Annotated in this window: 7 protein-coding genes and 2 pseudogenes; 7 read left to right on the forward strand and 2 right to left on the reverse strand. The window is 36.8% G+C overall.

The annotated features are described in order from the left end of the window. The 3 genes and pseudogenes from ACWNT5_RS06770 to ACWNT5_RS06780 form a co-directional block, all read left to right on the forward strand. A pseudogene (locus tag ACWNT5_RS06770) lies at positions 1-1303 on the forward strand (hypothetical protein); the annotation flags it as partial. Between the two features lie 56 nt (positions 1304-1359). Next, positions 1360-16329, forward strand: a complete 14970-nt coding sequence (locus ACWNT5_RS06775; RefSeq protein ID WP_456516947.1) for a T9SS type B sorting domain-containing protein — start codon at positions 1360-1362, stop codon at positions 16327-16329. A 5-nt stretch (positions 16330-16334) separates the two neighbouring features. Continuing rightward, positions 16335-17312 (forward strand): PorP/SprF family type IX secretion system membrane protein, encoded by a 978-nt coding sequence (locus ACWNT5_RS06780; RefSeq protein WP_299609182.1) that lies wholly within the window; start codon positions 16335-16337, stop codon positions 17310-17312. A 179-nt stretch (positions 17313-17491) separates the two neighbouring features. On the opposite strand, the gene ACWNT5_RS06785 is transcribed toward ACWNT5_RS06780, so the two are convergent. Then, complete coding sequence (locus tag ACWNT5_RS06785) at positions 17492-17890, reverse strand: DoxX family protein (protein ID WP_299609179.1); 399 nt, start codon at positions 17888-17890, stop codon at positions 17492-17494. Positions 17891-17969: 79 nt separating this feature from the next. Next, positions 17970-19124 carry a DNA polymerase III subunit gene (locus ACWNT5_RS06790; protein ID WP_299609176.1) on the reverse strand — a complete coding sequence of 385 codons (1155 nt, stop codon included), beginning with the start codon at positions 19122-19124 and terminating at the stop codon, positions 17970-17972. Between the two features lie 339 nt (positions 19125-19463). Between ACWNT5_RS06790 and ACWNT5_RS06795 the strand changes: the two genes are divergently transcribed. From ACWNT5_RS06795 to ACWNT5_RS06810, 4 genes and pseudogenes are all read left to right on the forward strand, one after another. Further along, complete coding sequence (locus ACWNT5_RS06795) at positions 19464-20651, forward strand: phosphoglycerate kinase (protein WP_299609174.1); 1188 nt, start codon at positions 19464-19466, stop codon at positions 20649-20651. A gap of 219 nt (positions 20652-20870) precedes the next feature. Then, positions 20871-22496, forward strand: coding sequence for a LysM peptidoglycan-binding domain-containing protein (locus ACWNT5_RS06800; protein ID WP_456516948.1), 1626 nt, complete (start codon positions 20871-20873; stop codon positions 22494-22496). Between the two features lie 297 nt (positions 22497-22793). Continuing rightward, entirely contained in the window at positions 22794-23777 is a 984-nt protein-coding gene (locus tag ACWNT5_RS06805) for a DUF4837 family protein (RefSeq protein ID WP_456516949.1), read from the forward strand. 110 nt (positions 23778-23887) lie between these two features. Next, positions 23888-24081, forward strand: a pseudogene (locus tag ACWNT5_RS06810) (IS3 family transposase); the annotation flags it as partial.

The following is a 24081-nucleotide window of genomic DNA, read 5'->3' on the forward strand; positions in this document are numbered from 1 at the left end:
AGAGGCTGAGGCTGCTAGATTAGCTGAGGAAGAGAGATTACGTCAAGAGGCTGAGGCTGCTAGATTAGCTGAGGAAGAGAGATTACGTCAAGAGGCAGAGGCTGCAAGACTAGCTGAAGAAGAAAGACAACGTCAAGAAGCTGAGGCTGCCAGATTAGCTGAGGAAGAAAGACAACGTCAAGAAGCTGAGGCTGCAAGACTGGCTGAGGAAGAAAGACAACGTCAAGAAGCAGAAGCTGCTAGATTGGCTGAGGAAGAGAGATTACGTCAAGAGGCAGAGGCTGCAAGACTAGCTGAAGAAGAAAGACAACGTCAAGAAGCTGAGGCTGCTAGATTAGCTGAGGAAGAAAGACAACGTCAGGAAGCTGAGGCTGCAAGACTAGCTGAAGAAGAAAGACAACGTCAAGAGGCAGAAGCTCAAGAAGATAGTAGTGAAGATCTTGAACAGATTCAGAGAGAAATCGATAATAGTAGTAGAATTACTGATAGGTTGATTGCATCTAGAGATTCCTTATTAACTTCTTCTAAGAATTTAGATAAAAGAGAATTTAATAAACTATTAGAATCTCTTGTTAATATGAGTGATGAAGCTGAACAGGTGAAAAACAATCCTGATCCAAGTAGCTCGAAAAGATTAACTTCTAGAAATAGATTTATCAAGTTCGCAGAAGCTACTAGACCTGAAGCTAAATATGCAACTAAATATATTCCTGGATATCCAGAAGGATACTACTTGATAGGTAATGTGTTCAGAGGTGGAGTATATGCAGAAAGTTTTACGAATAAGTTAAAAGATCTTGGATTTAATGATGCTCAAGTGATTCTAAATCCAGAAAATCAGTATCAATATGTTGCTATTACGTATTATGCAAATAAAGAAGAAGCAGCTGAGAATTATCTGAATAATATTGGAAACAAATACTTTGGTGATATGTGGATCTTAAATATTGCTAAAAGTAGAGTAGAATCATTGAAAAGATTAGTGCAAGAATCGCGCATTATAAAAGATACAGTTAAAGACGATACCGTATTAACAGAGAATCTGTCATATATCGGAGGCCATAATATTGAAAACGGATATTATTTAATTACCAATATCTTTAAAAGAGAAAATTATTTTGAACGAGGAATGAATAAACTTAGATCTCAAGGGCTAGAGCCTAAGTTCTTCAGGAATCCAAAAGACAATTACATATATGTGTATTTAGATAGGTTTGATAGTATTGATCAAGCAAAACAGAGTTTATTCTCTAATGTAAATAACACATACGACGGAGATCTATACATTTTAAAGATACAATAGTGAGTAGTACCCCAAAATATACTAGAATGAACAACACAACTCAAACAAAGCAGCTTATGAAAACACTATTACCCAAAAAAGCTGTACTAATAATAGCGGTGATTATTATTGGTGCCATAAGCAAGATGAACGCGCAGGAATCAGTTCCTTTAACCCCAAGAGCAGGAGCCCAGTTTAATAACCTTAGGGGTAACATGGTTATGACAGGTAATGATATTGTTGGTGTTATTGAAGATGATGATGGAACTACTTTCACTAATCCTAATAGAAATTACAACGGTAATGATAACAATGGAAACTATGTTACTGCTTTTATAGATGTTGATAATGATCCAACTACATTTAGTTCTAGTGAAGCGGGTTTAACGGTGCCCAGAGAAGATTGTAGCCGATTAGTGTATGCTGGTTTATATTGGTCAGCAAATTACTATATGGCAAGACAGGATAGTCCTGTTAATTTTACAGATAATGAAATATCCTCTAACTCTGGTACTGGTACGGCTTTTATTATTAACAATGGTCCTCTAGCACAAATGTATACGGCTAGAAACTCAGAGTTTAGCAATGATAATTCGGATATAGAATTTAGTCCAGTAACCTCGTACTTGGTAGTGGCACAACCAGTGAATGGTTGTGGTATTACTAATGCCACTGAGTTAGCAGGTAATATTGCTGTTATAAGAGATGGCGGTAGTTGTTCTTTAAGAGAAAAAGTAGTAAATGCTGAAAGTGCTGGAGCTGTTGGAGTAGTAATAGTAAATGATGGTGGGTTGTTGCCAAGAATGACAGGGAATGGACCAGCGATTAATATTCCATCTGTTTCTATCGGAAATGATGATATCAATAATGCGAATTTTACGGGAGGTGATTTAATACCTTTATTACAAGCAGAAACAAACGTTGTTTTAGCTACTTTATCAACAAGTAGCGGTAATGATTGGCTTTCTAACCTTCCTCTTACGGATCCAAGAAAGCAAGGTCCTGCAGATTTTAGAAATATAAAGTTTAAAGTACCTGGTGGTTCCTATGTGGATGTAACAGCAAGTAGCGTAGTTTTTGATGGGTATCGTAATACACCAACGAATCCATTGGGAGATGTTGCTAATGACGAGTTACCGTATGTATGTTACGCAGATGTAACAGCCTTATTAGACCCAGATAATCCATTTGGTACTTATACGGTTGCAAACATGAATGCTACACAAGGTTTTACCAGTGGAGGTGATGGAGCCTGTGGAGGATGGTTCTTAGTAGCATTTTATGAAGATCAACAGGAAACAGCTAAATTTATCAGTGTAAGTGATGGTTTTGTTCAGATTTTTAGCGGTCAGGACCCTTTACGTTTTACGTATAGTGGCTTTACAACACCTACAGGAGTTAACGAACCAGTAAGTGTACGATTTGGTACAGCTTCACTAGAAGGAGATACAAGTTTAGGGGGGGATGAATTAAGAATTGTGAATACTGCAGGAACTACCACTGCATTAGGACAAGGAGCTGGTACAGCAAATCCAACAAACAACTTTTTTAATGGATCCATATCCGTTGACGGAAATTACATAACTGACCGAACACCAAACTCTGAAAATACACAAGGTTTTGATATGGATTTATTCGAGTTACCGAATGATTCCAAAGATTTAGTAGATAATGGTCAAACATCGGCCACATTTGAGTTATTTACAAATCGGGATCGATATAGTGTGTTTTTCAATGCATTTTCTGTAACTATTATCGAACCAGAATTACGGATCATTAAAAGAGTTTTTGAGTTAGATGGATCAACCGAGATAACTGGTGGAAATGTAGAGTTGGGTGATGAGATATTCTATGACTTAGAAATTGAAAATATAGGGAATGAAGATTTTGTAGATGGAACGGTTACAATTACCGATGTTCTCCCTGCAAATACCAACTTATTAGGAGTTGTGGATGCTACTTTGCCACCAGGAGTTACGTATACTGAGATATCACCAGGAGTTTTACAATTTAATATTCCAGCAGATCTGGTAGAAACACCAAACGATGCTCCTGTTGGAGATGGAGATGCTCCAATTTTTATAAGATTTAGAGCACAGTTGGTTAGCAGTTGTGAGGAGCTTAGAGATGCATGTTCTGACGTAATTACAAACTCTGCAACAGCAACCTACACTGGATTACAATCTGGAACAATGGGAAGTACCACAAGTAGTTCTCAGGTGGGAGTCTGTGGTGATCAACAAAACGAAGCTTCGAACATACTTGTTAATATACCAGCATGTCAGTTAGATGTTACTTTTTGTGACGATGATTTATTATTAGTTGCAGGTACAGGTTATAATCAGTACACTTGGTCTGGACCTGGGATTACAACGCCTGTGGTAACAAATGTTAATTTTTACCAGGTTCCTAATCCACAAACAGGAGTATATACAGTGCTTAAAGAAGATACAGATGGTGTGGAACCAAGTTGTATGGCTCTTACGGAAGAATTTACAGTAACTGCTTTTAGGGATATTACTAACCCAGTCTTAGATTATGTAAATGGAACTACTATAGTAACAGAAGATTGTAGTGGTATACCGATTCCACAAATTCTATTATGTGGTGATCAAACACAACTATTAGAAACAAATTTTGATCCATCTACGTTAGACGACATTTCATGGCAGAGACTAACTCCATCAGGATCTTGTGTACTAGATCCAAATGACCCATGTTCCTTGTTAGATGGTAACTGTACAGATGCAAATTGGGTAGAAGTAACAGGAGGTGATACACCTAACTATACCGTTTCCGAAGCAGGAGATTATAGAATCTTAGCAGAGTTTGATGGAGGATGTATTATTCCTTTCTATTTTAGTGTATTTAAAAATGATTACCAGCCAGATTTAACCATGAATCCGATAGAGTGTGGTAGTGATGGTAGTGTTAGTGTGGTTAATGTACCTACTAACTTTGCGTTTAGTTTAACTTCTGGAGGTCCATACACAAATACGACAGGGGTTTTTCCAATATCTACAGCTGGTGATGTAACCGTATATGCAATTGATACTACATTTCCTGGATGTGAGTACTCAGAAACCATAAATGTACCTTCTATAGATCCAACTTTTAGTGTAACTGGAGTTGATCCAAGTTGTGTAAATAACGATAATGGTACAGGTGTCGGCAGAATTAATATTAGCGTAACTGGTGGTATACCTGAATATCAGTATACTATTTCTAGTCCTGCATTAGGAGCTGCTGATCCAATAATAGTCCCTAATAGCAGCGCTAATAATGGTAATTATACACAGAATAATTTACCTCCTGGAACGTATACTGTTGAAGTGATTTCAAACAGACCAACACCAGAGTGTGTTTTTGATGCGACAGTTACTATTAATCCAGCTCCAGCTTTTGATGCTGAGGTGGTGTTATTAGCTCCAGAAACTTGTGATAGTGGAGCATTGGTACAAGTAAACGTTTTAAATGGTTCGGGGAATTACTTATTTGATAATGGAGATGGAAATTTTGTAGCTTGTAATATTTTCGAAATACCTTCTCCTGCAGACCCTACAGCAACATATACATTTAGAGTAAGTGATCAAAATATTCCAGGTGGAACAGCTGCTTGTATTATATCAGCAAGTATTGATAATATTACACCGTACGAACCTATTGTAATTGATAATGTTACGGTTACCCAGCCTGCATGTCCTGGAGATACTGGTCAAATTCAAGTGGATGTTTCTCCAACAGTCGCTGGTAGATTATATACCTATCAATTATGGGATTGTGCCGCGGATCCAAATTGTGGAAATGGGATTAGTGACCCTGCTGATCCGTTGAATGATGAAGACCCTAGTTTATGGACTTTAGTTAATGATATCGGTCCTACGGGAAGCCAAACAGTTACATTTACAGGAGTTCCAGATGGCAATTCATATGTGGTTCAAGTCGTTCACGCGAATACTACACCAGTAATTAATAATCCGAACTGTACATTCCCAGCACCTGAGGCTACCATATGTCCAGTAACAGAATACGGATTTTCTATCAGCTCTCCTGTAGGAATTACAGCTGATGTTACTTTAGACAGACCACTAAGTTGTATTGTAGGAAGTGAGGATGCATTAATATTGGTTGATAATATTGCGGGAGGTTCTGGAACATATGAATGGAGTTTAGATAATGTTACTTTTACCAATATCACTACAACTCCTTTTACAATTCCTGTAAGTACCGATGGATCTTATACAGTGTATATAAGAAATCAAGGTTCAGGAGATTGTGCAGTTCCATTCCCAGTAAATGTTCCTGCATTGGTTCCAATTACTGCAATTACATTCACTCCAGGTGATGGAGATTGTAATAGTCAAAGTTCAGAAGTTACCTTTGAAGCGCAACCTGCATTATCTGCAGCAGATATTTCGGCAGGTGTAGTATATGAGTATGATGTTTCTCCAGATCCTGCAACCGGAGCAGCTGCAACCGGAAACACAGGTTTCTTAACAACTAATACCTATACAATAACACAGGGAATTACGTATACAGTTACCGCCAGAAGAAGTGATGATCAATGTACATTTAGTGATGATTATAGAGTAGATGTAATAGATCCAATAGAGATTACTAATGCAGTGGAAACAACACCTGTTGTCTGTGTTGGAGATAGTAATGGAGCTTTATCTTTTACGGTTACGAATAGTACTTCTTTCGATTATGTTGTTACATTAACATCTAGTGGAGCTGTTGTAGATTCTGGAAATGGAATTACTACAAGTCCTGTAAATGTAACAGGATTAGCAGCAGGAAATTATACAATAACGGTTACAGATACCAATCCAGGTGGATCAGGTTCACCATTAAATTGTTCTGATACAGCAACTGTAGATGTAACAGAACCTGCAACACCACTAACATTCACAACCGTTGCTACAGACACAAATTGTGGTGCTAATACAGGTACTATTACCGTAACAGCTAACGGAGGTAGAGGAAATTATCAATATAGATTAGTAGATAGCGGAGGAACAGTGATTGTTGATTATCCTAATACTAACAACACTTTTACTGGCTTAGCAGCTGACACCTACACTGTTTTTGTTAGAGATGGTAGTAATCCAGCTACGGCTTGTGAGATTAGCAATACAGAAACTATAGGAACATTCGCTTCACCAACTATCGCATTAACAGCTGGTGGAGATGTATGTTATGATGGAACAGATCAGGCAAGTCAAATAATTACAATAACTCCTGGAATTGATCCTCCTCTAGGTCCATTTGAATACATTTTGGATAGAGGTACAGGACCAGAAACTCCGGTAGCTATTACATTAACAACACCACCTTACACATTCGAAATAACAGGATTAACTCCTGGAAATTATACGGTGTTTGTAAGAAATACGAATACGCAATGTATTACAAATACAGAAAGTTTCACAATAAATCCTGAACTTACAATTACAGCAGTTCTAGATAAAGACATTGATTGTAATGGTGATGCAGAGATATCATTTACAGCAGCAGACGGAAGTGGAACATATACTCAATATGACTTATATGTTCAAGGAACACCTCCTGTTCTATCGCAAGCGAATATTACCTCTGTTCACACAATAGGAACACCTGGTATTTATCTGGTACAGGTAACTGACGATTTAGGATGTACAGCATTTTCTAATCCAGTTACAGTTACTGCTTATGAAGCATTAGCGGCTACCCCTTCGGTAACAAACCCAGATTGTCCTGCCGATGGAGGAGATATTACAATAACAACAACAGCAGGTGAAGGACCATTTACTTATGTGTTAGATGGTACTACAACGATAGGCCCTACTAGCGATACTTCTGTAACGTTTAACAATGTTGCTGTGGGTACACACACCGTAGTAGTAACTGATGGTTCTGGAGCAACTCCTGCTTGTACTTTAGATCTTACAAATATTCAAATTACAGCACCTACACCAATTTCAACTACTGCTAGTGAGACGCAAGAGTATCGTTGTGATGTGGCAGGGTCAAGTACGACTCCTCAGTTAGGAGAAATTACTGTGGTAGTACCAACGACAGGAACGCCACCTTATGAATATAGTATTGATGGTGTAAACTGGCAGGCATCAAATGTATTTACTGGTTTAACGGATGGTATTTATACAATACAGGTTCGAGATGCTGCAACAGTATCTTGTCCAGTTACGTTAGCTCCAGTTACAATAGATCCATTAGTACAGGTTACTGATTTATCTTTTGCAGTTACTCAAGTGCAATGTCCAGCACTTACAGGAGATGTTACCATTACTCCAACTTTAAATGGAACTAGTACTGTAGAATATGAAATTACCGCTCCTATAACCGTAGGGCCACAAGCTTCGAATGTGTTTACTGGTCTTACTTCAGGAACTACCTATACATTCTTAGCAAGAACGGACGTTGATGGTTGTGTATATACGGAAACATTTACGGTACCTACAGTTGACTTTATAGCGGTTAATGCTACTATTGTAAATGAGCCATTGTGTAATGGACAAAGTAATGGAGAATTATCTTTTACTGTTTCAGGAATTGATTTAACTACAGAAACTTATGAATATGAAGTTTCTCTTGGAGGAACAATCGTAGCACAAGCTACTGGTCAGAATACTGCAACCATCCTTACAGGTGATATTTTAGCAGCAGGAACTTATGACATTTTAGTTACGGATGAAAGAACTAACTGTACAGATACTGCGCAGGTGATCATTGGAGAACCTGATGTGATCACCTTTACTATTGATCCTATCGATCAGGATTGTGTTACAAACACAAATACAGTAACCATTAGCAATGTAATGGGTGGAAGTGGAGTTGGCTATACTTGGGTATTGAATGATTCTGGAGGAACTCCAGTAGGTCCAAGTAGACCAGTTACAGACCCTTACTTAAACGTTCCTAATGGAACAGGATATGAAATTATAGTTACAGATAGTAATTCTTGTGTATCTGCACCTCAGAATTTAGATATTAATCAATTACCACAAATTGCCGCTACGATCGATGCTGGTTCAGATTTCTGTTTAGATGACGGCTCGGTGAGTTTTACTATAAATATAGATGGAACAAATTCTGGAACACCAGATTACATTTATAACGTTTCACTTGGTGGAACGATTGTAATACCTGATACCAATGTAGGAGCATTAACTACGTTTACTACAACACCTGCATTAACGCAATCAGGTACATATACCATTACAATTACTGATAGCAATGGATGTCCTGTTACACTTACAGAGACTATTGAAGAAGCTGTAAGCTTAGATGTCACTCAAGTTGCTGATATAACTTGTGATGCGTCAGGTAATCCAGTGGATGCTTCTTTCTCATTCGTGGTAAATGGAGGATATACACCATACGATATTGCTGTATCATTCAACGGAGGAGCATTTGTAGATCATATTACAAATGGAACATCACCATTTGCTAATTATGTGGCTACATCAGGAGCTGGAACATACGTTTTCAGAGTTACTGATGATAGAGGATGTTCTTTTACAACGTCTCCTTTTACGGTAACAGACCCAGTAGCTCCGACAATTACGGCACCAACAGTAAATGTAGATTGTTTTGGAGATACAGGAACCGCTGTAATAACAGTTACAGGAACAGAAACCCCTTATGAAATTGACTTTGAAAATACAGGAACGTTTGTAGCAATTACGGGTACGCAAATAACTTTCCCTAATTTGGCGGAGAACACTTATAACTTTACTGTAAGAAGTAGTAGAGGATGTTTATATCCAGGAACTGTAGTAATTGACGCTCCAGATGAGATAGTAGAAGTAAGTAGAGTGGAGACACCGGTTACCTGCGGTGGATCGGTAATCATTACAGAGCTAGGAGCAATCGATCTAGAAATATCTGGAGGTACTGGACCATATACATATACTTTAGTGGATGCAAGCAATGTATCTGTTAGACCACTTATTCCTTCGACTACAGCAGCTTCGACTCCTAATCCAACAACTATAGCTTCAACGACAGTTCGTTTTGAAGGATTAAATTTTGGTCAATATTTCATTTTTGTGGAGGATACTAACGGTTGTGTGTCTAATCCAGATCCAATAGGACCTTTTGATATCTTTTCTCCACCAAATGATTTAGTGCAAAATATTACTGTATCGGCTACGTGTCCGGGAGGAGTAACATTCGATATTGATGTACAAGGAGGTTCTGGTATAAATCCGCCAGCAAATCCACCGCCAGGGTTTGATATTCGTATTGTAGGAGAGCCATCACCAGGTTTAGGAGATTTTGTTCCTTTAAATGATCTGGTAACTGGACCAACAGCAGTGGATGCGAATACGCCAATCAGAAATCATAGATATACAGGATTAGATTTTAATAGAACCTATATTTTAGAAGTAAGAGATAATGCCACTAATTGTTTGTACCAAGAATTAGTCCCACCAGAAGCACCGCCTTCTTCTCCTAATATTGATAATTTTGTTGCTACTGATGTAACTTGTAATGAGGTACCGGCATTAGATGACGGAGAAATAAGTTTTGAAATTTCTGGATACGACCCTACGGTTACACAAGTCTCTTGGGAGGTGTTTGATCAATTTACTAATGTTTCTTTAGGAGCTGGTTTTGCAGGTTCTTCTGCGGTTGTAAGTCCTGCAGCTCTTCCAGTAACAATTTCTAACTTTCCTCCAGGAAGATATTATCTTGTGATTAGAGAAGATAACGGTACGTTATGTCCAAATAGACAAGACTTTGAAATAGACATTCCAGACCCATTAACTTCGGTTGCTACCAATCTTACTGCTGCCAATAGTTGTGGTACGAACGCACAAGTAATTATGGATACAGATGGTGGAACTCCTTTTGGTATTCCTCCAACGGCAGATGGATATACATATGCTGTAGTAGCAGACGGAGCAGGTGACCCAGGAACATATCCTTTAAATAGCAATGTGATTGATCTTGGTAATGTTGCGGGTGATTTTGATATTTGGGTAGCTGATCTGAATGGATGTAGTTTTGGACCAGTGGATGTTAATGTGGTTGTAAACCCATTACCAACGGTAGTTGCTAGTTTTATCGATGATTGTACATACGATAATAGTAATATAATTGATGTAGATGGAACAGGTTTGGGAACTTTATTATATCAAATAGATGGAGGAACCGCTGTTACAGGTAGTATAGATAACAATAATCATCAGTTTATAGTATCTACTCCTGGAACATATACAATTACTATTACTGATGATTCTGGATGTTCTGCAAGTACAAATGTTACGGTATACGACGAATTAGTGATTAGTGCAGCATTTACTGCGGCACCAGATTGTGAGAATGCTACGGGTGAGATTACTACCTCGTTAGTTTCTGGAGTTGTACAAGGCACGTTAACTTATGTGTTACAAGACGGAACAGGAACTCCAACAGGAAATACTACCGGAGATGTTTCTGGAGTATATACAGGTGTAGCACCTGGAGATTATATTGTTGTTGCTACAGATGATGGAAGAGGAACGGCACCTTTCTGTTCATTCTCAGCTCCTGTAAGTATTGATGCACCAACACCACCAGTATTAGTACCAGAAACAACATTTGTTACTTGTATTGGTGATACTGATGGTGTAATTACAGCAGCATTAACTGGAGCTTCTACAGATTCGGACCCAACAGTGACGTATCAATACGAAATTATAGCTGGGCCAGTGACAAGACCATTACAAACAAGTCCTGTATTCTCAGGTTTAGGTATTGGTACATATACAGTGCAAGTAACCGTTACCAAACCAAATGGAGCACTAAATGTTATATGTACAGATACAGAAGATTATATAATCGATCAGCCAACACTTGCTACAGCTAGTGTTACTTTAGAGTCGCCATATGGGTGTACTGGGGCTGATATTAATTTACCTGTAATTACAGTAGATAACTTTAGTGGAGGTAATTCACCATATACTATTTCATATACAGATCCATCTGGAAATGTGGTAGGTCCTGTAGATCCTGCAACATTGGATACAGATTCAGGAATAGCAGGTATTCAGATTATAGCAAATGAAGCTGGTAATTACACCTTCACAATCTTTGATACTAATGATTGTCCGAATGTATTAGCACCGTTTAATATACCTCCATTCCCGATAATGACTGATGCGGTAGTTAATCAGGTAACACCAATTGATTGTGCTACAAATACTGAAGAAGTTACAGTAACAGTAACTGGAGGAACAGGACCATATGATTTTGTTGAAATTAATGGAGCAGTTCCTTCTCAATTAGGAGTTGCGTCAGGAGGTGCGACTACTACTAGTGCATCATTCTTCCTTCCTGGAGTTGGTAATTATATCTTTAGGGTAACGGATACAGGAACTGGTTGTTCAATAGATACAGCTCCTTATGAAATATTGCCTTATGATACTATTGAAGCTAATATTGCAGTAGTTACTCCAGATATTCTATGTTTTGGGGACGCAACTGGTAATATAGAACTTACGGTTACTGGACATACTGGGCCTTATAATTATACAGTAACGAATACTACAACAGGTACGGTTACCGGACCGATAGGAGCGGATACTACTGTACAGAACCCAATTACCATTAGCGGTCTTGAAGCAGGTAATATTCAGGTATCTATTGTGGATCCTGCATCTACCTGTAATGATGACTCAAATGTGGTTACAATTAACCAGCCAACAGAAGTGTTATTAAACTTAGTTTCAAACACGAACGCAAATTGTAATAGTGATGGAAGAGTCGTTGTAGAAGCAAGTGGAGGAACTTCTCCTTACACGTTTACAGCAACCGATGTGCCTTTTGGTGGAGCATTTACAGCTACAAATAGCACAGGAGAATTCTTATTGCCTGCATTACCAACTACTGGAACAACGTATAGAATTTCTGTAGTTGATGATAATAGTTGTACATCTAATCCTGCATCAATTGACGTGTTGGTAGAAAGAACAGATGATCCAACATTGAATCCACTAACGGTGGACGATGTATGTACTCATGATGGTAGCTATGTGATCACAGCAACAGGAACAAGTAATGTGCCTTCACCACCAGGAACAGGTGCTTTAAGGTTCCAATTAGATGGAGGTACTATAGTAGACGCAAACAATGGATTAAATTCTCATTTATTTACAGTTTCTACACCAGGAACATATCAAGTGACTGCTTACGACGAAAATAACTGTCCTACAAATACAGAATCGATTACTATTTTGCCAGAATTGATTGCTTCAGCGGACTTTACTGCTGATCCTACTTGTAGGGATTTCGATGGAACTGTAACAGTAACTGTTACTGGAGGTTCAGACTTTACTGCAAATCCGAGTAACTTCACATTTGTATTAAATGGAACGGATAGCGCAGGTAACCCTGTTAGCATTTCTCAAAATGGAGCTACAGGTACTGAAAATGTATTTACAAATATTTCCGCAGGAACATATACTGTAACTATTACAGATGTGAATATACCTGGAGTTTCTCCAACGGTTCCATGTTCTATCACGATAGATGTGCCAGAATTACCAGTGCCAGTAGATCCTATTATCACTGCTGCAGGTGAGGCTGTGTCTTGTGTTGGAGCAACGGATGGTATAGTTACAATAACGTTAACGAACCCGATTGCAGCAGATGCTCCTTATACATATCAATTATTTGTAGATGATGGAACAGGAAACCCTGATTTAACACAACAAATTAGTACGGATCAAATAGACGATCCTATATTCACTGATGTGCCTGTAGGAGATTATGTAGCAGTGGTTACTTCTGATAGATCTTGTGCTGGTCAAGCAACGGTGAATATTCCAAATGCAAGCCAGGTGACTGCAGTGATCACGCAAAGCGCGTATGGTTGTGCTGCGGATAATAGTGAGATATTCCCTGTGATTACAGTAACTATTGAAAACGGAACACCACCTTATTCTGTAACTTATGTTACACCATCTGGTAATACAATAACTGCAGTTGATGTGGCGGATGCTAATGCAAATCCAGCGGATGGAGTACAGTTTGAGATTACTGCGGATGAAGAAGGGGACTATTTAATAACAGTTACAGACTTTAATGGTTGTAACACAGCACCAAATGCTACGATTACTGAAACAGTAAATCCATTCCCAATCATGACGAATCCTTCTGTAGCAATTGTTACGGATATTACGTGTGCAGTTGATGAAGAGGTTGCAGTATCTGTTGTTGGAGGATCTGGTGATTTCTTGTTTGAGTTAGTTGACAATACAGGAGCGGTAATTAATCCACCAGCACCTGTAGATACTCCAGCAGGAATATTTACTGCGAACTTTACGTTGCCAAGAACATTAGGTATTTATACATTCAGAATTACGGATCAAGTAACTTTGTGTACGATTACAGTTACGCATGAGTTAGATGAATTTGATTTTGTGGAAGTAATTGCTGCGCAAGAAACTCCAGAGTCATGTTTTGGAGATGCAGACGGTACCATTAATATCTCAATTACAGGATATTCTGGACCATATAACTTTACAATTCTTGACGAGAATGGAAACCCGACAGCATTTAGTGGAACTGGAGACACAACTACCGATCCAGATCCTTACATATTGCCTGTTACATTACCACAAGGTGTTTATATTGTAGAGATTACTGAAACAGCAGACCCATTATGTACCGAAAGATCTAATGCTATTGCTGTTACAGGTCCTGCAACACCAATTGTTACTGCAATATCACCAATAAATATAGTAGAATCTTGTGTGCCTGGTGCTGATGGATCTTTCCAAGCTTCAGTTACTGGAGCGCAAGGTGCGGTAACTTATACATTGACACCAGGAGGTATATCTAATACGACTGGATTGTTTGAGAATTTAACAGCAGGTCTTTACACCGTAACAGCTGAAGATAGCCAAGGATGTACAGATGATGAACAGTTTACAATTCAATCACCAAATGCTATTATTGTAGATCCAATAGCAGATAGTAGTGTAACTTGTTTTGAGGACACAGACGGAAGCATTACTGTTGTTGCTAGTGGAGGACAAGGGCCAGGAACATATTTATATACGCTAACATTCCCTGATGGTGTTACTACAAGTGGACCACAGTCTGTTAATGTATTTAATAATCTTGGAGCAGGAACATATACAGTTACAGTTTCAGATAACTTAAATTGTACTGCTTCTACTACTGCGATAATAAATGAGCCTAATGAAGTTACTGTTAGTATAGACAGCGTTACAGAGGTTACGTGTGATGTTAATACTATCGATGTTACCATAAGTGGAACAAGTGATGTTGCAATTTCTGAGTACTACTATGTGGATCAAGATGGTAATGAGGTTTCTAATGGTGGATCGGGAGTATTTATAGGTCTTGTAGAAGGAGAATATCAATTCTTTGTAGAAGATGTAAATGGATGTAGATCACAATTATCTTCACCAGTACCTGTAATTCCAATTAATCAAATAGCTATTACATTGGATACGACTGCTGCGAACATTAACTGTTTCAATGAAGCTACAGGTGTTATTGACGCAACGGTTACTGGTGGAATAGGAGACTATATTTTCGAATTAACGAATAATACAACTGGTCAAACATGGGGTCCACAAAATGATAGTGAATTCACAGATTTACCACCAGGTAATTATACATATGTGGTAAGAAGTGATAGAAACTGTGTTTCTCAAGCGAATTTTGATATCATTAACCCTGCAGAGTTTGAAAATGTACCACCGCAAATTACGGATGTTGTTTGTTTCGGAGAAGATAACGGATCTATAATTGTTTTCGCAGCGGGTGGAACGCCTCCATATTCATTTGCGATAAGCACAGATCCGGGTCAGTTCTTTAATGATGAATCTGATAACGTACCAAACCAACATACATTTACGGACCTAGCTCCAGGAATGTACCAGGTATTTGCTCAGGATTCTAATGGATGTCCGCAAGTATATGATGTAACTATTGGAGAGCCTACACAGTTAATGGCTAATATCGTTGGAGCAATTACTCCAGAGACCTGTGCAGATGCTAACGATGGAGCGGTTACTATTGAAGTAACAGGAGGAACACCTCCTTATTCTACTAGTCTTACGAATAATAATGATTTTGTAGAAGGTGTGTTTACGTTTATGGATTTACCAGGAGGTATAACGACTATATATGTGCGAGACGCTAATAATTGTCCTGTAACATTGCCAGTAGACATTCCGGAAGGAGCAATTCTTAATGGTGTAATGAGCCCAAGAATTGACTGTCCTATCATAAATACTGACGGTAGTATAAGTCAACCACCAATATATTATATAGATGTTGTTTTAGGAGATAACTCGGTGAATACGGATATTATTTACAATCTAGTATCGTTAGACGGAGGAGTTAGTCCAGGTGACAGCCTAGATCCAACATTTATTGTGCAGCCAGGGCAATATCAAGGTACAATGACATATACACCTACAAACTGTGTATTTGATCTAGGTACAATAACAATAGAAGAATATGTTCCGTTGTCTACACCAATCGCTCAGATGACTAATAATCCTCAGGATCCAAACGAATATGAAATTACTGTAACGGGTGGAAGTGGAGATTATACATTCTTCTTAGCGATTATTCCAGAAGGTCTTACTGTAAACGATCTTACGGATGCTGATTACAGAGAATTAGATGGTAATATGTTCTCCATTGATGAAACGGCAGATTATGCTATACGTGTTATTGATAATCTAGCTTGTGAGGCAATAGGAGTTCAGAGATTAGAGTTTATTAATATCGTTATTCCTAATTACTTTACCCCAGATGGAGATGGAACTAATGATACTTGGTATCCTAGACAAGATCCATTTAGAGACCCATTCTTCTTTGATGATATGGAAGTTAGAGTCTTTGATAGATATGGTAGATTATTAGCTGAATTTATTGGAGACCAAGGACCAAATAACGGATGGGAAGGAGTTTATCAAGGAAAAGAATTGCCATCAGGAGATTATTGGTTTACAATTATTCTAAATGATATTGATAACAGAGAATTTACAGGTCACTTTACTTTATATAGATAATAAACATGAGAACGTACACAAGACATATAAAGATAGCTATCGTTCTGATGGTAGTTATAATTGCAAATAAGAACTACGGTCAGGAGTTTTTTGCACCTGTTCAGAATCAATATATAGCTGATAACCCTTATTTAATATCGAGTGCTTACGCTGGTATTGGTGATTGTTGGCAGGTAAGAGCATCCGGATTTGAACAATGGGTGGATATTGCAGATGCTCCGGGAACACAATCTTTATCAATAGATGGACGTATATCGGATCGATCTGGGGTAGGTGCTATTTTATTTAATGATAAGAATGGTGCTACCTCTCAGAAGGGTGTTCAGTTATCATTTGCACACCATTTAACGTTAAACGAGTATACCAATCAGTATTTATCTTTTGGTATTAGTTATAAGTTTACGCAATTTGGAATTGATACATCTCAGTTTAATGATGGTGACCCAAACATGCCACCAAGTGAGGTATTACCAAATATAACGGTAAACAACTCTAATTTCGATATAGGTGTTTTGTATAGATTAGGTAGATTTTTTCTAAGTGCAAATGCAGTAAACTTATTGCAGAAGCAAATAGATGATTTTAACCCCACAGAACCCTCAAGTATTCAAAATTATTATGTGTATTCTGGATATACTTTTTACGATCGATTTAGTGATATTGAAGTAGAACCTACAATACTATATCAGAGTTTTGCAGGTGACGGTAGAAGTACTGCGGATTTGAACTTAAAGGTTAGAAAATTACATAGAGGTGATTACTATTGGGCAGGAGTTAGCTTACGATCATTAGTAGATCAAGATTTCAAACCATTATCAGTATCACCAATGATTGGTATCAAAAAATCTAATTTTTATGTAGCTTATGGTTATCAGGTAAATGTTAATGAAGTTTTTGACGCAAGTAATGCGGCAGGATCACATATGATAACTTTAGGTATTGATTTTGGATGTAGACAAAGTAAGTGTGGTTGTACATACTAGTGAACGAATTGTTATATAATGCTATGTTGTAAACTAGTATTATTTAGACATAAAATTTTATAAGGTTAAGAACAGCTCAATAGAGTTACTCTTAACCTTTTTTGCATTATATGTTTTCGTTTTATTTTGAATAGGTTTTATTTAGAAATAAAAGGGGTTTTAAGTAAAGCGTCCTTTTATTAAGAATGCACAACGTACAGTCCAAATACAGCTACTATAAAATAACAAGTGATGGTTAGTGCACCTTGGTAATCTTTTGCCACTCTTTGACCAAAAAGAAGCATTAATAGTGTTATACAAGCTAAAAACATTGCAGTGATAGTAAACCCTGTTTGATTATTAGAAATCAATTGATAGATACCTAAAACACAAAATACAGCGGTAACCACTTCGATAAGCAGAACAGTTCCTAAAAGTAACGGCACAAGATTCGCTAAGAAAGTAGCCGAGAAATGCTCTTTTAACCAACTAAGGTTTCCTTTCCAGTCAACTAATTTATCAATACCAGATTGCAAAAAGGTGATTAAAAGGAATAATAAAATAGTGATGGAGACAATGTGAGTCATAAAATTATCCATAAGCCGAATTTGTTTTTGATGAGTAAAAGAAATCTAAAATCGTAATAAACGATTACAATAAAAAATATTAGTAAGAACCTTATGCAGGCTTTTTATGTAGTAACCTTGTAAGTTTAATGGACAGGTCTGTTAAAATGATTTTAGCATTTCCATTTCTTTCTATGTGATAAATAGCATTCTGAAGTTCTTTACTGATATCCATAATATTAGCACCATGAATAAAGGGAGCAAAATTTTGAAGTTTAAAACCATTGGTTTTAGGTTCTAAAAACACAAGATCCTCAGCACCATAATTTAGTAACAACGCCTGTCTAAAAAAATCAAGGCAGTAGTTTAAAAACTTCTTTTGTGTTTCTCGCCCAGCACCAGCAATAGACTCACTCCATCTTATTAAATCATTGACAGCAGATTTATTTCCTTTGGCTCTAAAAGCTGTTCGTACCCATTGTATAAACCAGTCTTCAAACTGTTCATCACCACCATCTTGATGCAAAAGGTGCAATGCTTTGTTGTAGTCACCATTTGCCTGATGCGCTATTTTTAATGCTTCAGTATCGGAAATATTTTCCGAGGTTTTTAGCGCATCTTGTATGACTTGTTCTCCCAATGGAGGGAAATGTAATACCTGACATCTGGATCTAATAGTCTGTATAATTTGTTCTTCTTTTTCTGTAATAAGAATAAAAACAGTTTTTTCGGGGGGTTCTTCTATTAATTTCAGTAGTTTGTTAGAAGCAGCAATATTCATTTTATCCGCCATCCATATGAGCATAACCTTATAACCACCTTCATAACTCTTTAAAGAAAGTTTTTTAACTACTTCCAGTGCTTCATCCACACCTATTTGACCCTGCTTTTTTTCGATTCCAAGTAAAAGGTACCAATCAAAAATACTTCCGTAGGGTGTTTCTTTAACAAAGGTTCTCCACTCTTCTGCAAAATGATTTGCTGTAGGATGCTTTTTAACTTTATCATTAGTAGCTACAGGATAGGCAAAATGTAAGTCTGGATGTGCTAAGTGATTAAATTTTACATTGCAGGCTTGATTGCCTCCAGTATTTTCACCTTCTATATTTTGACACAAGATATATTGGGCATAGGCAATCGCCATGGGTAAAGTTCCACTTCCACTAGATCCTACAAAAAGTTGTGCATGAGGAATACGACCTCTTTCTACACTGGTAGTAAGATAACTTTTGATATGTGTAAGCCCTAATATTTCTGAAAAAAGCATGAGGCAAATATAAATTAATAATGTTCAATTTGTATGGATGATGAAGGATATAAATGAAATGTGATTTTTTCATTGAAAACCTTCTTTTTGCTAAAAATCGATAAAAGTGGAAGTTTGAGGAAAAATAGTGTCATTTTTTACCATAGTTTTTAATGTTTTTGAGGAAATAAAATTATTTTCGTTTGCGAAAAATCAATCCAATTCGGTGAAACGAAGGTTAAGAAATTTCAAAATTGATTTTTAAAAGAAAATAGTTAAATTTTTTAATGAGAGAACGAAGTGGTTACACACGTTCTCAATTTTATAATTAAATTAAAACAATTACTAAAATTTAAACGTGTGAAAACAATAAATGATTTCAATTTCGAAAATAAAAAAGCATTAATTCGAGTAGATTTTAATGTTCCCCTAGATGAAAATTATAAAGTAACTGATAATACTAGAATACAAGCTGCCAAACCAACTATTATTAAGGTTTTGGAAGATGGTGGTAGTGCTGTATTAATGTCTCATTTAGGTCGTCCAAAAGGCGTACAAGAAGAGTTTTCGTTACGTCATATTGTGGATGAGGTGGCAGACGTTATAGGTGTACAAGTAAAATTTGCGGCTAATTGCGTTGGACAAGAAGCAGAAGAGGCTGTTGCACAATTAAATCCAGGTGAAGTTTTGCTATTAGAAAATCTTCGATTCCACAAAGAAGAAACTACTGGTGATGCTGGTTTTGCAGAAGAACTTTCAAAATTGGGAGATATATACGTAAATGATGCTTTTGGAACTGCTCATAGAGCACATGCGTCTACAACAATTGTTGCTCAGTTTTTCCCAGCAAATAAATGTTTTGGAAACTTATTAGCTAAAGAGATAGATAGTATTGATAAAGTACTGAAAAGTGGAGAAAAACCGATAACAGCTGTTCTTGGTGGATCTAAAGTTTCGTCAAAGATTACGATCATAGAAAACATCTTAGACAAGGTGGACAACCTAATTATTGGTGGTGGTATGACCTATACCTTTATCAAAGCTCAAGGAGGACAAATTGGAGATTCTATTTGTGAAGACGATAAACAAGAATTGGCTTTAAATATTCTTAAGCAAGCAGAAGAAAAAGGAGTTCAAATACACCTACCTGTAGATGTTATTGGTGCAGATGCATTTGATAATGGTGCTAACACTAAAGCTATGAACGTTGATGCTATTCCAGATGGATGGCAAGGATTAGATGCAGGACCAGAAACATTGAAGAATTTTCATCAGGTAATATTAGATTCTAAAACGATACTTTGGAATGGTCCGTTAGGTGTTTTTGAAATGGAAAACTTCGCGAATGGAACCATTGCTCTGGGGCATTCTATTGCGGAGGCAACTCAAAATGGAGCTTTCTCTCTAGTAGGAGGTGGAGATTCTGTAGCTGCGGTTAAGCAATTTGGTTTTGGAGACAAAGTTAGTTATGTTTCAACGGGCGGTGGAGCTATGTTAGAAAGCTTAGAAGGAAAAACACTTCCTGGTATCGCTGCCATTGGAAATTAACAAAGGGGTCAAAACCTTGTAAGAAAAATCTTAATTAATACAAAACTTATTAAAAATCAGTCACTTCGACTGATTTTTTTGTGTTTTTAACTTGTTGATTTTTTGGATTTTAGAAAAAAAACACGATTTTCGCAGCAGTGTTGTTAATAACTTGTACAAACATTATATAAATCGCTCCAAAATATACGTTAGTTGGAGTACTAGTAAACAATATTCGAAATGACAAAAAATTGTTGGTTATACCTTAGTTTTCTTTCTTGTTTGGTTTCTTTTGGTCAGGATACTATTCCTGCTTCAACTTCCAATTCAAAAGCTTCCAGAACATTAAAACTTAACAAAGAACTAACAGTTAAAAAAAACACAGTTCAGGTATTCGATACAATACAAACGACCACCACTGTTGGTGAGTTAAAAACTACCACTTTTACTAAAACAAACGTAAAAGATAGTGTACAATATACAATCGAAGATCATTCTCAATTAGCCAAATTAGATTCCATTTGGAAACAGGAATTATACAATTCTAGTTTATTTGATAGCATTTATAAATCGGTAACTGAGTTAACATATGAACCAGTGGAGTATGTCGATCTTCCAACAGATACACTAAAAGCTAGGTTAGCCGAATTAAATGCACGAACTCCCTTTAATGTAGAATATAATCCTTCATTAGAGAGCGTGATAAAAAGATATCTAAAGAATAGACATGAGCATTTGGAAAGACTCATGGCATTAAGTGAGTTTTATTTCCCTTTATTCGAACAGGAATTAGACAATCAGAATATTCCTTTAGAAATAAAATATTTAGCCATTGTTGAGTCTGCATTAAAACCTAGAGCAAAATCTAGAGTTGGTGCTACAGGATTATGGCAGTTTATGTTTGGAACGGGAAAAATGTTTGGACTAGAAGTAAGCTCATATGTAGATGAGCGTATGGATCCTATTATGGCTACACAAGCCGCTTGTAAATATTTAGCGAGTTTATATCGTGTCTTTGGAGATTGGGATCTTGCGTTGGCTTCTTACAACTCAGGACCAGGGAACGTAACCAAAGCGATTAGAAGAAGTGGAGGATACACCAATTACTGGAATATTCGTCATAATTTACCAAGAGAAACTGCAGGATATCTACCAGCGTTTTTAGCTACTATGTACATTTTTGAATATGCCGAAGAACATGGATTTAAACCTAAAAGACCGGAGTTTGCATATTTTGAAACAGATACCATAAAGGTAAAGCAAATGATTACCTTAGATCAGGTATCTGAAGTCATGGATATTAATATCGAAGAGTTACAGTTTCTAAACCCTTCTTATAAATTAGATATCATCCCACACATAAAAGATGAGAATTATGTATTAAGGTTACCACTGGACCAAGTGGGTAAATTTGTTGCTAATGAAAACCAAATCTATGCGTTAGCACAAGAAGAATTTAATAAAAGAGAAAAGCCTCTGCCGAAATTTTTTGAGGCTAATGATCGTATCCGATACAGAGTACGTAGTGGTGATTATCTAGGAAGAATTGCTCGTAGATACGGTGTGCGAGTAAGTCAGATCAAACGTTGGAATGGATTAAGAAGCAACAATCTTAGAATTGGACAACGACTCACGATTTATCCAAGAAGACCAGTAATAGATAGACCTAAAAAAAGCACTTCTAAAAAAGCTGTTGCTACAGTTAATACTGGCAGTTCAGAAACATATATCGTAAAATCAGGAGATACCTTATGGAGCATTTCTCAAAAATTCAAAGGAATTTCTGTAGAAAACCTCAGAAGCTGGAATAACATCAGTGGAACTGGTATAAAACCAGGAATGAAGCTGAAGCTTTCTAAATCTTAAATTTTATTTGACCTTTCACAATACATTGGAATGGTTTATGATGTTATAACCAGAACTATTTTGGTTATCTAGATAGTATTTTTTTAATATTACCTTATCCCAAGTATATTTGTATTATGAAATGAGCATAAACAAAATTAATTTTTTGCTTACTACCGAATAATTAAATTTTTTAGCGAAATCGAAGATTCACGAGCACAATAAGTTCGATTAAAAATTCTCGCGAGAAAAGCATAGCGGTTGATCTAAGCAGAAATTTTTTATTGCATTCATTTTAAAATAAAAAATTTTAAGTAGATGAAAAAATTTGCACTTATCATATTTTCAGCTGTATGTCTGTTTGGCTGTAAAGAAACTAAAAAGGATTCTTCAGAAAAGATAAACGGTTCACTGGCGCAATCCATTGGTAAAATTAATGAGCTAGCTGTAGTCGTTGACAATGATGTATGGACGGGTAGCTTAGGCGATTCCATACGCAAGTATTTCGGAGCAGAAGTGCCTGGTCTACCTCAAGAGGAACCGCTATTTTCTATGAAACAAATTCCATCAGATGCTTTTACAGGATTATCCAGAAGATATAGATTGTTCTTAAAAGTTCAGCAAGGAGATGAATCTAAAGTATATCGTGCTAATAACAAATATGCCACACCTCAATTAGGATATGTGATTACGGGAACAAGTGATGAAGAGATTGTTAAACTAATTCAGGAACGATCAGCAGATATCATTGCTAATTATAAAGAAGTAGAGACTAAAGAGAAGCAATATCGAATCAAAAAATCCTTAGAATATATTCCTCAGTTAAAAGAAAAAATGGGAATTACTCTAAAGATGCCTTCTGCCTATAGAATTGCTAAAGAAGAGGATAAGTTCTTCTGGTTACGAAAAGATGTTACCAATGGAGATATGAATTTAATGATCTATGAATTACCAATAGGAAGTATACCAAAAGATTCTAACACTATTGCCAAAATTATTAAAGTAAGAGACTCTGTAGGTATGTTAAAGATACCCACAAATTCAGGTAAGTTCATTACAGAAAAAGCATATGCTCCGTATTTATATGAAACCAAGTTAGATGATAAATTTACATTTGAAACCAAAGGTACTTGGGAAATAAAAGATCGATATATGGCGGGTCCGTTCGTGAATTATGTTATAGATGATAACGCTAATAGTAGACAGTTGGTAATAGAAGGATTTGTGTTAGCACCATCGGTAAGAAAAAGAGACTACATGTTCGAGTTGGAAGCAATTATTAAGAGCATAAAATTCGAGTAGAAATTATTAAATCTACTATTTATTAAAAAATGAAGCCTTCATGATCAATGGAGGCTTTTTTTATATCCTTGTCTCGTCCTGAAATAAGTTGACGTAATTTAGACTTATTTATGACACATTCAGAAGAACCAAGGAAGAAGCGTACACAACGGGATTATAATTTAGGCTTTAAATTATCGGTAGTTGCTCAAGTAGAAAAAGGCGAAATGACCTATAAACAAGCACAAAAAGCTTATGGTATACAGGGAAGAAGTACTGTTTTGGTTTGGTTGAGAAAACATGGTACCTTAGACTGGAGTAAACC

It is taken from the genome of Aquimarina sp. 433, from assembly GCF_054054605.1.